General features: G+C 40.0%; 4 protein-coding genes. All 4 read right to left on the minus strand.

Annotated elements, in window-relative coordinates; genetic code table 11:
• Positions 1-12: 12 nt before the first annotated feature.
• The 4 genes from L6439_RS22000 to L6439_RS22015 all read right to left on the minus strand — a co-directional run bounded on the left by L6439_RS22000 (position 13) and on the right by L6439_RS22015 (position 15538).
• Positions 13-8748: a non-ribosomal peptide synthetase gene (locus L6439_RS22000; RefSeq protein WP_213470783.1), complete on the minus strand. Its 8736-nt coding sequence runs from the start codon at positions 8746-8748 to the stop codon at positions 13-15.
• Between the two features lie 44 nt (positions 8749-8792).
• Positions 8793-9497, minus strand: coding sequence for a thioesterase II family protein (locus tag L6439_RS22005; protein WP_213470785.1), 705 nt, complete (start codon positions 9495-9497; stop codon positions 8793-8795).
• 47 nt (positions 9498-9544) lie between these two features.
• Positions 9545-13978: a non-ribosomal peptide synthetase gene (locus L6439_RS22010; protein WP_213470787.1), complete on the minus strand. Its 4434-nt coding sequence runs from the start codon at positions 13976-13978 to the stop codon at positions 9545-9547.
• Positions 13979-14407: 429 nt separating this feature from the next.
• A complete protein-coding gene (locus L6439_RS22015) occupies positions 14408-15538 on the minus strand; it encodes a C45 family autoproteolytic acyltransferase/hydrolase (protein WP_213470789.1) in 1131 nt (376 codons plus the stop codon).
• Between the last annotated feature and the right edge of the window lie 160 nt (positions 15539-15698).

Here is a 15698-nt window from a genome sequence, read left to right on the forward strand (position 1 = left end):
CAAACCTCCCTTTTATATGGAATCCAGATATTCAGCGAAATTGGTCAGTAGTTTGCTTACTTTTTCCTTTTTCAAGCAGGCTGTGTCAAATTCCATCGAAACTTCCGGCTTATGGCCGTTACCCGAATAAATGCATACCAGATCAAAATGAGAGAATATGGAGTTATACTCATCCGAGCGACACAATAAAATCGAAATTCCATTGCCTTCTTCAAACCTGTAGTTCGTCAATTGTGGCGTGCTGGAGATCGGGAAGGAAGTTTGATTTTCACCTAGTTGTCGATGAACCGTCTCTGCCAACTCATCCATACCAGCAAAGGCACTATTCTGAAAGTCAATATGAATCTCCTGAATATGACTCCTTTCCAGATCTGCTGAGTAAACAAATATTTCGCCTAGATCTGCAGCCGCAGCAAGAGAGTATAGGTAAATTGAAGCAACAAGCGCTTTTTCGTTTACTCCATTTTTTTGTGCATAGTTTTCTATCCCGCGGAACGTATCTTTCTCCAGCTCGATTGAGAGTTTTGAATTTTTCTTGACACTCGCGCGGTCACTATAGAACTCGCCAGGCAGAGTTATTTTCCGCACTTTGAATTCCTTATTCTTTGCGCTCATCCGGACATCTATCAGGTTAGAAATCGTTGAGATGGTCGAATATCCGAACAAATCGGTAATATCCATAACATCCGGAAACTTATTGTTCAATTCCATGTGTAATCGCATTAAGAGCAGAGAATTCCCTCCATGATCGAAGAAATTATCGTTTAGCCCGACAGGTGCCGCCAATATTTCATTCCAGATATTTGCAACGATCTGTTCTGTCTCGTTGAGGGAATCCGCATCAAACATTTTATGGTCCAGTTCATGCTGTGGCTCAGGGAGCGCGAGCCTGTTGACTTTTTTATTCGGCGTCAAAGGAACTTCGTCCAAGCGAACCATATATTGGGGAACCATGTAAGAAGGTAAGTTTTCTTTTAGAAATAGGCGCAGATTTTGCGGATCTATTTCATCATCTGAGACATAGTAACCGCACAAATAGTCCCCTTTTTCGTTCCTTTTTTTATCTACAACGGCCGCTTTAATCCCTTTGTACTTCATCATATTGAATTCAATGTCGCCTAATTCGATTCGATACCCGTTCATCTTCATTTGAAAATCGGATCTCTGGATATATACAAGTTCTCCTTGTTCATTCCATCTGACAACATCGCCTGTTTTATAGATGCGGCTTTGCGGATCAAAAGGATTCGTGATGAAGCTTTTGTCCGTAAGTTCTGTATTGTGCAAATATCCTCTTGCCAGTCCAAGGCCCCCAATATATAAATCTCCAGGTATCCCCACGGGAGTTGGCTGCAGATCTTTTGTAAGCACGTAAATGCTGGTATTCGCAATAGGCTTGCCAATGGTGACGGATGGAGCATCATCCAGCCTTTTTAACGTAGACCACACGGTAGTCTCCGTTGGGCCATACATATTGTAAAGCGATCCATGATAATACTCCTGGAGCAAGCTGAATAACTTGATGGGAAGAGCTTCCCCGCCGACCATCATTGCAGAAATAGAATCAAGCATGGAGCGGCTGTTCTCGTCCTCTATCATCAGTTGAACCCTGGAAGGAGTGGCTTGCAGCATATTCACTTTATGCCGTTTGATTAAGGCCTTTAACTGTCCCATGTCCCTCTGTTCCTTTTCACCAGCCAATACGATGACACTTCCTTTGGCCAGAGGGATATAGCATTCAAGAGCAAAAATATCAAAAGACACCGTTGTCAGGCATAATATTTTTTTCGTTCTATCAAAGGGAATGTGATCGGTGATTCCTGCTATAAAATTATCAAGCGAGAGATTTTCAATCATGACCCCTTTAGGATTGCCCGTACTTCCCGACGTATAGATGATGTAAGCCAAATCATCCGGTTGATGCTGAACAGAGACGGGTTCATACCTTTCCTTAAAATCGTTGTCAATGTCAAGAACCGTATGCTCATATGACAAGCCGGAAATAAGCTCCCTTTGACCGATCAACAACTTAACCCCGCTATGCTCAAGAATATAATTTATCCTATTGGACGGATATTCAGGATCAAGCGGAATATAGGATGCTCCTGTCTTCAATACGCCCAATATCGTTGTAAATATTTTTTGCGAGCGCCGCATTATGAAGGCTACGGAATCTCTTTTCTTAATCCCGGATGCAATCAATTTTCCAGCAATTTTGTCAGATTCCTCATCCAAATATCGATAAGAGTATTCGTTATCTTCAAAAATGACAGCAACCGCTTCGGGATTTGCCTTTACTTGCTTCGCAAACATACGCAAAAATGTCTCATCTTCCCTAATCAGCCTGTGAGTATTGTTGTTATCTAACAGAAGCTGCTTCTCTTCTTTTTCATCCATCAACTTGATCTCGGAAATCGGAAGATCCGGATGCTTGTAGGCAAATTCGACAATCCGCGTAAAATATTTGGCGTATCTTTGTATTGTTTCTTCTTTGAAAAGCTTATTGCAGTATTTAAACTCCAGGTCGATCCTTTCTTTCCCATAATAAATATCAATGGAAAAATCGAATTGCGAAATCGGCGTAGGATAGCTTAAATATTTCGTCTCCAGTCCGTTAAAAGCCGCTTGTTCGCCGTCATGATTATGAATATTAATCAAAACATCAAAAAGCGGGTTTCTGTTAAGATTTCTAGGTACATTTAAGTCTACGATAAGCTGCTCAAACTGATAGGCCTGGTTATCCAGTACACGTATAAATGTCTCTTTGACTTCTCTCATAAATTCGATGATAGTCTTGTCACCGGACGGGTAGCTTGGCATGGCAAGCGTGTTAATAAAAACTCCCATCATCTGCTGAGTATCATGATGCAATCGTCCCGCTACCGGGAAACCGATGACAATTTCCGTTTGAGAAGTTAGCTTATGAAGAAGCAGATAACAGCTCGTCAAAAGATACATAAACATCGTCATGTGGTGTTTTTTAGTGAAGGCTTCAATGTCACTTGAGCTTTGAGGCAGCGTCACGTAATATCCGCTTCCTTCAAAGCTTTGCTTAGCTGTGCGTGGATAATCTGTGGGCAAGTCTAAAGCAGGAAGTCCACTTTTATAAAGGTCCATCCAGAACTCTTTTTGTCTTCGTAAATCTTCGCTTTTTAAATACGAATGTAACCAAGCAACGTAATCTTTATAATGATAAGTCTTGGGCGGCAAATCACAATTATTGTACAAGGCGGTGATTTCGGAGGCCAATAATTGTAAGGATACTCCATCACATATCAAATGATGGATGTTCAAAATCAATACATGCTTCTCTTCTTGCAATTTTACGATTTTCGCTCTCATCAAAGGCGCCGATGTAAAATCAAATGGCATATTAAACTGTTGAACAAGATCAGACAAGTTTTCTTCGTTGCTTTCCTCCAACTGGATTTTGAAATCAATGGAAGGATGAATAATTTGGACCAGTTCGGAATCTACGAATGAAAATGTCGTCCTCAGCGATTCATGCCGCTCTATTAATACATCAAAACAGTACTGCAACTTGGCAATATCCAGTTTGCCCTTCAATTCCATTGCCAAGAGCAAATTATAAAGCAGCCCGTTTTTTTCGATCTGACTTAATACATAAATTCTTTGTTGAGATGGAGACACCTCATAGTAAGGCCTGTCCGGACTACTCATAAAATGATTGTTGAAGTGATTATTTTCTTCAATAAGCGAACACAGTTCTCTTACCGTCCTGTTGCGAAACAAGCTTTCGACTTTAAGGTTCGTTTTAAATTCTTTATTAATCATTAACAGCAAGACGACGGCCTTTAATGAATTTCCCCCGACAGAGAAGAAATCATCTTCAACCCCGATCGCATTTACTTTAAGAGCTTTTTTCCATAGTTCCAAAACCCTTTTTTCTTTTTCGTTTTCAGGCTGACTTTCTATTTTGGTTGCTTCACATGCATTTAATTTCAGATTCGCTATATCTATCTTCCCATTTGAAAGCGTAGGAAACTTATCTATAACGGTAAAGGTGTCTGGGACCATATACCTCGGGATTCGTTCCAGCAAAAAAGCATTGTAGTCGGTTTCCTCATTTGGATTCGCAGCTATATAGGCGTTCATTTGCGAACCTTGCAACAAGACTACAGCTTGTCTTACGCTTGGATGCTGCCTGATGGCTGCTTCAATGTCACCCGGTTCGATTCTGATGCCGCGAATTTTAAATTGCCTGTCCTTCCTTCCTTTGTATTCGATATCACCGGCAGGAAGATATCTCCCGATATCGCCAGATGAATACAGCCTTTTCCCGTGCCCGAAATTTATAAATTTTTCAGCCGTTAATTTTGGATTATTTACATAACCTGACGCTAAATTGTAGCCGCCAATGAATATTTCTCCGTAACTGCCATGAGGTACAGGGTTTAAATCTTCATTTAGAATATGAATTTCCGTATTATATATTGGTTTACCGATAGGAACTATCTCTCGATGTTGTTTCTCTACTACCGGAAAGCAGCACACATCTGCGGAAACTTCTGAAGATCCGTACAAATTGAGCAAAGTCACATGCGGCAATTTGTCCAGGAAACCGTTCGCTATGTTCGCATGCAGCGGTTCCCCGCTTGCCATACAATACTTTAAGGATGACAGACGGGCTTCCAAATGATTGCAGTGCTCAAGCATTACACTCATCAGAGAAGGAATCAAGGTGATTCGAGTTACAGAATACTGCTCCATTTTGCTAATCATGACCTCAAGATTCTCCACTTCGTCATCGGAAAGAATGACGGTAGGAATCCCCTTTAGCAACCCGCCCAAAATCTCCCATATAGAATCTACAAAATTAAGTGTTGTTTTATGGCTGCAAACCTCCCCGGGCTCGAAAGGGTATTGATCCCACATCCAGAGCAGCCGGTTCAACACAGCGCGTTGGGTGGACAAAACTCCTTTTGGCATACCTGTTGTCCCTGATGTATACAGGACATAAACAGAGTCATTCAAGCTTCGTTGAACGGATAACTTAATTTCATCTTCTGTGCTATCGGATACCGCCGTATCGAAGAAAATGAGATCTGCAGAGATATCATGAAAATCGGATGTATCCTCTTCTAACATGATTACCGCATTCGCGCCTGAATCACGTAACATGGTCTGGAGCCGAGCTTTCGGAGTTTTTTTATCCAACGGCATATAGATTTTCCCGGCCTTGATAATTCCCCAGAACGCAATCATGCTTTCTAAGGAACGTTCCAAATAAAGACCGATAATTTCATTTTCTGCCGGGTTGCGCTGTTGTAGCGCAAACGCCAATTGATTCGACTTTTGTTCCAATTCCTTGTAGGTCAACACTCTCTGTCCATCCATGACTGCAGCTTGTTCCGAATATTGCCGCACAACTTCCGTTAACAGACCCGTCAAGCTTATTTCGTCAAATGGATAATGTACAATCTCCTGTTCCCCGCTCAGTTTGCCGTCTTCCTGCAGCAATGCCCCCATATCTTTAATAGAAACAGCAGTCTCCGTTGAAATGATTGCTAATATTCTCTTATAAAAATGAACAAGATGTTGAATCGTTACTTCTTCAAATGCATCCTTAGAAAAAGTGAATTTCCCATTAAAAATATTGCCTTGTTCACGAATATCTAATTTCAAGAGATACTTAATCCAATCAGTTGTCGTCGGCTCCGTAGACGATGACTTGTGAAAAGTATAAACGGCCTGTGAATATGACATATCACCGGAGTTCAAATCTGAATAAAATGTGTTCACGATCTGCTCCAGAGAAACAGAATTATGGCGGCACGCTTCTAAATAGGTTTCCTGTATATGACTCAGCAAGTTCATAACCGGCTGTGCATGATCAATAGTTACGCCAACGGGAAGAAAAGGATTTCCTAACGTAAAGGAACGGCCTGAAATTGGCAATGCATCTTCACACGATGATGCAAACAATACGATATGATGTTGATTGCATACATGATCGAGCATCACAAAATATGCAGTCAACAGGATGGCCGCCGGAGATATGCGATATCTTGTGTCGAAGCATAATAAATGAATATCCTGCGCCAATTTCCCAGTTATTTCGAAATCTACAGCACTTTCGTGGAAGCGAAAATTCGCAGGCGCCGGAAAATCAGCAGGAAAATCAATATAGAAAGAATGACCGCATAATTTGTCTTTCCAATACTCCAAGTCGTCTTGTTTATTTTCTGCAAGTTCCAAGCTGCCATCTTTAAGCAAACGGCAAACCGCACCTGTCTCGTATAAAATTTCCTCAGAAAATTTGCTCTTGCTGAATTTATCCGCCGTAAGCTCTGAGTTCGTGACATATCCTGGCGACAGGCAAGCCCCAGCCAAATATAAATATCCTTTCGCCCCAGGCGGAAGCAGGTTTTTACTGGAATCCAACACATAAGCCTGCACATTCCTTATTGGTTTTCCAATAACCATGGCTTTACTGCCGGTTTTGGGCACAGGATAGCACAGTGCATAAATGGCCGATTCTGTAAAACCATAGAAACTTACCAAATTAGATGGTTCAACATATGAATAATACAGTTCTGCCAGTTGAGGAGTAACCACTCCGCCCGAAACCATTACATATCTAACTTTATTCAGGACGCTTGAATGACGATCCGCCTCTTGTAAAAAATTCAAAAGCATATGAGGAGCAAAGTTGATATGGGTAATATGATTCTCCTGAATGATCTGCTTAAGGGCACGGAAATCAGCCTCTTCACCAAGGGAAGAAACATACAATTTCCCATAACCAAGAATCCATCCGAACAATTCTGTAATCGAAAGACCACATGAATAAGAAGTTCTTAGCACATAAGTATCATCTTTATGTACAGTGCAGTTTTTTTGTAATTCATACAGCAAATTAATAATACTCCGATGTGAAAGAGCAAACCCTCTCAGTCCCTCTGTTGAACTTGAGGTATATACAACGCAAGCAATCTGATCCGGTGTACTGGTGATGTTGCTTTTAGCCAAGGCCGGCACAGGTTCAACTAACTCATGCATCGAATAAACTGCTGCATTGGATATTCGATGATTGTTCTTATCCTGCACAATGACACAGTCCGCTTGACAATCATGTAAAATAAACCGCACTAGATCATCAGAGCATCCCGGCTCAACAGGAACATAAGTATAGCCTGCAAAGAGAACAGCATAGGCGCTGACAACCATATCCACGCTTCGGTTCATGATGAGTGCTACGGTTGCTTGTTTTTTACCAATCACTCTTTGCAAGTTACCCGACATAAGTTGAATACGGTCATAAAATTCGGTATAGGTTAACGACTCCCTTGAATCATAAAGAGCTGTCTTTTGCGGATATTTACTTACGGCTTGCAGCAGCAAATCGTGAATGGTCCGGGATTTCGTCGCAAACATCTCATCTTGATGATTTCCTAATAAAGTTTCTTTTTGTTTTTGTGTAACGATTTGTAACTCAGAGTATTGGGATTTTGAACGATACGTAATTTCAGATAATATCTGCAGGTAATTTTCGGACATCATTTGTATAAATTCGTCCGAATACCTATTTTGGTTATAATTGATTCGAATAGACTTATCGAATAGGTTAATCTGCAGCACAAGCTCCGATTGTAACATCTCTCTGAAAAAATATTTCTGAATATAAATATCTCGGTCATATTGAAGCAAGCTTTGCTCAATCGGATAATTCTCAATAACTACGATTGAATTATAGAGACTGTCTCGATCATAGACCTGAGCATATTCACGAATGTCCGCGTAGGTTATCTCTTCGTAATCCGAACGCTGGGTTAGAAAGTTTCGTACTTCTGCCAAGAGTTCATCCACCGTTTTTTCATGATCAAATGGAATCGCGAGCGGTATCGTTTTGATAAAGACTCCTACGGCGTTTTCGATGCCTGGCTCGGCATCTACACGGCCGGATACCGTTGTACCGAACATCACATTGCGTATATTCAGATATTTATTTAAGAAGATGCCCCATGCCAAATAATAAGCTGCTGCTTCATTTCCATTTTCCAGGCAAATATCATCGAGTATAGGAAAATCATAGTAAGCATTTGATATCGCATTGTTGGTACACTCCATGCTCACTTCTTCTATATAAGGCTGTTGTACACAATTTTCCAAATGCGGTTTCCAAAATTCCCGCAAAGCTTCTGTCTCATCGCTTCTTCTTTTACATAAAAAAACACTGTCATCTTCATCCGCGGGAGCTAATGGAATTCCATTTGCAAGCTTTTTGTAATTTTGAATAAATTGATTTACCAGAATAGAGGTGCTCCAACCGTCAAAAAGAATATGGTTGCTAAGTAATGACACAGCATACTGATTTTTTTCATTGATTTTGTAAAAAGTGATGCGGTAAGGATTTTTTGTGATATCTATTTTCTTTTCCCTATCGTTCTGAAAAATATAATTCTCTATATCCTCCGGTAATGTTTTAGAGGACAAATCCTCAAAAAATATAGGATCGGGCATTTCCTTTAGAAGAATTTGTACCGGCTCTTTCAAGCCCTCCCACCGAAAGACGGAGCGTAAAGCTGCATGTGAATTTACAACGGCCTTCCAAGCTTGAACACATCTCTCTTCAACTATATTTTCCGGCAAGAGAAATACAATTTGCTCTAAATACGCATCACTGGAGGAATCTTGAATATAGTAATAAAGCATGCTTTTCTGCAGCTCATTTAATCCGATAATATCCCTTACTTTACTTTTTTGGAGAGTGGAAGCTTGGCTCATTTTAACCTTTCCTTTCCTGATAGGAGAGATTTGTTGCAGATCACCTATTCTTCTAACATCTCTTTTATTGCCTTTACAACCTCTTCAGCCGACTCATTTATAAAAAAATGACCGCCTGGAAAACGTCTCAATGTGCATGATTTCTCAGTATACTCTGCCCATTGTTCCAGCTCATTTTCGTCCGTATTTTGATCATCCGCGCCATAAAACACGGTCATTCTACACGGCATTTTTTTGCCTCTTTCCGTATAGTTATAGTTTTCAACAATCCGATAATCAGCACGCAAAATAGGTACAAAATAGGAGCTAAGTTCTTCAATCTTAAAAATATCTTGGTTGGTCCCGCCAATTTTCAAAATTTCCTCCGTAAATTCATTGATAGGTGCATCATGAATTTTTTGGGAATGATCAATACTCCCGAGCGGATTTCTTCCTGAGACAATCGTCATGACAGGCAAGGGATAGTTTAAATCCATCAGCCTGTATACTAATTCGCAAGCAAGTATGCTCCCCATGCTATGTCCGAATAATACATATTTATCATTTCTGATATAAGGGATTATATTTTCTAGTATGTCTTCCACAGCTGCTGGAATATCCTTATAAAACGGGTGTTTCGCTCTTGTCCCCCTGCCCGCTAATTCCACAGTGTGCATGTTCATATTTTGATCCATGTATTTCTTCAGAGGCGCATAACACGTCTCCGACCCACCAGCATAAGGAATACAAATCAACTTGTACTTTTCCATAAGAGTCTCCCGGTTACCGAAAATTCAATTCTACAATTCCCTCGACATCATGACTCGCTGAACAATAAGTCCAATTCTCCTTGTGAAAGATCGTTCTTGCTAAAATCCGATGGCGAATAATCCACATCACCTTTATTCATGCAATGATGAACAATACTTTGGATCATTTCATGATAATAATCCAGCAACCGGTTCAAATCCTCCGCTAAAAGTGGCGACCTTCCTCGAACTGCCGTTTTCAATCGCTTTTCCACAATCATGGAATCCATTTCGATGAGACTCGTCATTTCATTATCGTGGTTTAATACATCAGAACTCAACTCGAAATACTCATAATGAGTTTGGAATTCCCCTAAAAAATTGAACCTGATGAACGTTGATTTATCCCATTGATTATGTCTCATGCAATATATCGCATGCTCTAGGCTTTTTTCTGAGGATAAACGATAGGTCTCTTTAATAGCTTTAATACTCATCGCCAAATCATAGGGTCCGGATGTTACGGCAACCGGAAAGATAGTCGTGAACCAACCTACTGTTCTGGAAATATTGAAATCATTGTATATTTCATCTCTTCCATGACCTTCTACTTCAATTATGAATTCTTCTGTCTTACCCATATTCGGGATGGCCAAAGCTAAGGCAGCAAGCAGAAGTTCCACGGTCTTGGTGTTATAAGGTTTATTTGCTGAAGTGACTAAATTTTTTGTAGTCTCTTCATCCAATATATGAAATAGCTTGTGAATCTTATTTTCATTGGGGGCCTGATTATAAAAATTTTGTGATAGTGCCTTTTCAGGCATGAACTCATTGCTAATTTTATAGTGCTGCAAGAAATTGGCCCATTCCTGATAAGAGTTTGTTTTCAAAGGCAGGCTGAATTTCTCCATATGATCCGTTTGCCTTAACATCGTTTGGATATCTTCAAGTATGATCCTCCATGATACGCCGTCGATCGCCAGATGGTGAACTACAATAATCCATATCATTCCATCCCGTGTATGACATATGGCGGAACGCAATAACAACCCCGAATCTATTTTTATTTGGGAGATGAGTCGAGCCTTCACACGATTCACTTCATAATTGAATTGACTGCGATCCGCTTCAGAGAAATCCCATTCTTCTATAGCTATATCTTGTGTTAAATATTTGTTATTAAAATACAATGTGTCTTTCGTTGCATTGTAGTTCAGCCTAAGCGCATCGTGATGCTTCACTAACTCCCCCAGAATTTCGCTTACTGTTTTTAGAGGAAGTTTCTTGCTGAATTTTAATTGAACACTTTGACAATAACGATCCCGATTTGCAATATCATTGGAGAAAAACCAGTGTACGATGGGGGTGTGCGGCATACTTCCTGCACATGCCTTTTGGCTGACATGTTTTTGCTCTCTTTTTTGCATAAAGGCCGCCATTTCACCAAGTACCGGATGTGACAAAATATCTTTGACTTTTAATGTATAGTGATCTTCATTTAAACGAGATGATATTAAAATCGCTTTTATCGAATCTCCGCCTAACAGAAAATAATTGTCATCCAGTTCTACAGACGGAAGTCCCAATACTTTTGAAATTGTACTTAATAAAACCACTTCATTTTCATGATAGGATTTTATATCCGGCTTTTTATCGCCAGATTTAGTGGGATAAGGCAATTTGCCTTTGTCGATTTTTCCGTTTATGGTCAAAGGCATTTTATCAACCCGTACATAAAATGCCGGAATCATATAAGCAGGCAAATGTCTCAAAAGAAACTGGCGCAAACCATTCTCATCAATAGAATTCTCGCTTACATAATACGCACACAAAAATTTAGCCTCTTCTTGCCTGTTGTGCATAACAACAGTGACATTTTGTATGCCTTTGTTGTACAACCGTATCGTATTTTCGATCTCGCCAGGCTCTATTCTATAGCCTCTGATTTTGATTTGTTCATCCTTTCTGCCCTCATAAACAATAGTTTTGAAATCAATAAATTTGGCTAAATCCCCTGTTTTATACATAACTCCATCTTTTACAAATGGATCTTTCATAAACTTTTCTGCCGTCAACTCAGGTTGGTTTAAATAACCGCGCGCAACTCCAGAACCGGATATATACAGTTCATTGCTTACATTCAGAGGAGATGGATTCAAGTTTTGATCCAGGATATAAATATAAGTATTGTCAATAGGCTTACCAATCGGTACAGCCCCGAACTTGTCTGATTGAGGGTCGAATTTATAATACATACATCCAACAGTTGCCTCTGTAGGACCGTATTCATTATAAATCTCGATTTTGCCCCCGAAAGAATCATATACTTCCTTTGCCAGATCAGCCTTCAGGTTCTCTCCACCGACAATCAACTTCTTTACACGAGACGTTCTATTGTCATAGGTCTTTACGAATTGGAGATGAGAGGGAGTTAGTTTCAGGATAGTACACTTGTTATTTTGCAAAATGCTGTCAAAAATATATGAGTCCTGTACATCAGGATAGACGATGATCGTTCCTCCGCTGACCAGTGGAGTAAATATCGAGGTGACGGTTAAATCAAATGCAACAGAGGAATAAAGCGCAAAGATTTCCTGTTGTTCGGTTACATAGGTTTTTCTAGCCCAATGGATATAATTCACTAAATTACGATGCTCGACCATAACTCCTTTGGGATTGCCCGTAGAGCCGGATGTATAAAGGACATAAGCTAAATCATTCAGCCTGCAGTCATTGATATTTTCCTGAATATGCGCGCTCGAATATAGTTCACCGGTAAGCTTTATGATCTCGCCGGCAAACTGAAAGTCATGATGATCCAAATTACTTAATAGAATATTTACACCAGCATCTTTCAATGAAAACAAAATACGTTCCTTGGGATAATTGGGATCTAGCGCCAGATACGCCCCGCCGGCCTTTAATATCCCTAAAATACCGATTACGGTGTCCAGGGAATGCTTGGTCATGATTGCGACGATCGCATGATTCGACACGCCCTTCGATGTAAGAAGTGCTGCTAATTGATTAGAGCGTTGATTAAGTTCCTCATAGGTCAAAGAATCATTGCCGCATTCAATAGCTACGCGATCGGGAGTAAGTTGAACCTGCTCTTCAAATAAATCTATAATCGAGCGGTCATTTCTCTGGTCCGTATCCGTTTTATTGTAATCAAATACCAATCTCTGTTTCTCGTCTTCTGTGACTAAAAGAAAATCGGAAACCGGTTTACGATCATCTCTCAAGATGAGATCTATTGCTAATTTTAGATGGTTGAACATCCCCATTACTTGTTCCTGAGTGTACTCACTTACTTTGTAGTCAAAATCCAGTTGGATTCCCTTATCATCCAACCAGTTGCGAATAATAATTTGTAAAGGATACTCCTGCTGGCCATTATAAAATTCGTGATTATGTACAGGTAAACCATCTATGTCATTACTCAATTGGGTCCCATAATAATTGATACAAACCTCAAATAGTCTGTCATATCCTTTTTGGGCAAGGTTAATATCTTTAAGGAAATGATTATACGGGTATCTATGATGTTTATAATTTACCGTTAACAGTTTTGAAACCCTGTGCATAACATCCAGAACTGTCTCATCGCAATTCATGACGAACCGGAAAGGCATTGTGTTTACAAACATTCCAAACGTATTTCGTTCTATTTTACCTGAACGGCCCACCACCGGAACTCCGAGAATCATATCCTTGGTTCCGGTTACTTTAAATTTATAGATAAGATATAACGAAATAAAAAAGGTATTCAGCGTTATATTATGCCGTTCACAGAAACCTATTATCTTATCGGACTGTTCTTTATGTAAAAAGCTAACGATCCTGTCACCATCAACGTCATGGGATAAAGGCGGCATTTGTTCCGGCAACTGTTCAAATCGCTCGGACCAATACTGTTTGCTCTTAGCGTATTTCGGTGATCGTAAATATTCTGCATCGTTATGTATAAAATCTTTGTAGCTTGGTTGTTGCGGCGACAAATCAGCTTTCCCCGCCAACATTTGTTCACAAATCTTGGATATTTGGTGGGTTAGTATTTGTAATGACCATCCATCCGCAATAATATGATGTATTTTTACAAAGTACCCTGATTTTTCATTATTTAGTTTGAATATGATGAATTCAAATAATGGAGAGCCTTCTAATTCAAAAGACTCTCTTGCTTTACGATCACAAATTTTTTTCAAGTGCAGAGCAGGCTCAACTCTATCGCTCAGGTCAATTTGTTCCACTGAATCATATTTTTCCCGGCAAAAATATTGTTTGGGCTGATTATCCTGAACCAACAACCGAATTTTAAAAGCATCATGTGAATTGACAAAGATACAAATTGCTTTCTCGAGAGCTTCAAGATTGGCAGTCCCTTCAATAAAAACAGTTCCTCCAATGTTATACATCGATGAATTGGGATAGATCATTTGGGTATACCAAATTCTTTTTTGCGGTTCAGTTAAATGATAGAGAATCTTTTCATTTGACATGCCATAGTCCCCTCCGGACTGAAAAAAATTGCATTAGCACTTCTTATTTACAAAATGTCCACAAGATTTAAATACAAGGAATCTATTCCAATATCTTCAATGTAGCATGTTCGCAAACCATTTTCAACACCTGCTGGATTAATTTGTACAAAAGACCAATATTATATGAACTTTATTTGAACTTTGTAAATGCGCTTGTTTCATCCAAAATAAAAAAACCTATTGCCTGCAAAGAGCCGCCAGGTTTTTCCTTCCTTGTACCGTTACGATCGGGTTCCCTCAGAAAAAGCATTGTCGAGCACACCTATGCCTGAGCCGAGGAAAAAAAACCACCGCAGCAAGCTTCTTGCACACATGGCATGCTACGGTGGTTCGGAGATGTTTTTATCCATAGGACCCTTATCTCTACGCCTTGTCGGTTTTGTTACATCACATTTCTCTCCAAAATTGATCCGGATCATCGATATTCACATCTTCATATTCGCACACAACTTCATGAATTCCTACGGGCTCATCAAAATCAAAAGAGTGCCAATCATTCATATCCGGAGGGCCAAAACTAACCTTTAATTTCTTGTCTGTTACATCAAATATCATACTTCTAAGCGTTCCCATTCCACTTGAATAATAATGACAGCATGGGCCAAAAGGATATTTTGTCGACATTAAGTTCGTAATCTTTTCATGATCAACGTTCGGCGCTTCCCGCAATAAAGTATTCCAGACCGCGGTATAACGCATTTCCGAGTGCCAGAAATGATATTCATCGAATTCTTGCATCTCATTGCTCACATAGTGATTGGTAGCAAGGATGAGGTCACCCACCGGTTTACGTTCGGTTATTTTTTTCTTGTGCGAAGAGAAACTGGCAATTTCGAAGACAGATGCATGATTAGAAGCATCTGCGACCAGGATATTCGCGTTAGTGCATACATGCATCTCTTCAAGCAGGCACCGGGCTTCATATACATCTTTACAGCGATCCAGAAGAGCCCGAATGGCAATCCAGAACTCACATCCGTGCCCTTCCAGAGGTTTTAAATATGCCGTGCTCGACATGGTAACTACGAGTCCATATTCATTCATCCCATCCATTCGTCCGGCATTTTGCAATGAAAAGCCCATATGCTTGGGTTTTCCTTTTACTCGGGTAATGCACAAACTTCTCTCGTCTCTTACAAAATACTCATAACTTCTCCCAACGTAAAAGTGCCCGTCACTTGTATTTGAAGGTAGTACGGCGAATTGACAGCAATTTGGTGCGGTATGAAATGAATTGGCGTAACATACTATTTTTTCCGGTTCCGTATTTATTTCATCGGCAAATCCCTGTATTTCATCCGTAAACCCGGGACATATTTTATCAATCATCATCATTCTTTTATGGGCCTCTGACGCACAGAGAAAATCCTGTCCTTCCAGAGGAGTGATATAGTAGTCAATATCTTCCGGATAATGCTCCTTAAATGTAATCGCCCTTTGCTTGCCTACCTCATAGTGGGTTCCTTCTGTGACATGGATATCAAAAATCATCGGTTCTTTATGGTCGCTATTTTCCATAAGGATCACCCTTTCCGCCGGTAATTGACTGATTTTGCAAGTCGCTATATGCATATTTTACTATATAATAAATTTATTTCAAATTTTATTGATTACGGCTTCGCAGACGCTACACCATCGGGCCAATGTCTGCATGCGCTCCTTGCGCACCTTACGAGAT

Origin of the sequence: Paenibacillus dendritiformis, assembly GCF_021654795.1 — a bacterium.
GTDB lineage: Bacteria > Bacillota > Bacilli > Paenibacillales > Paenibacillaceae > Paenibacillus_B.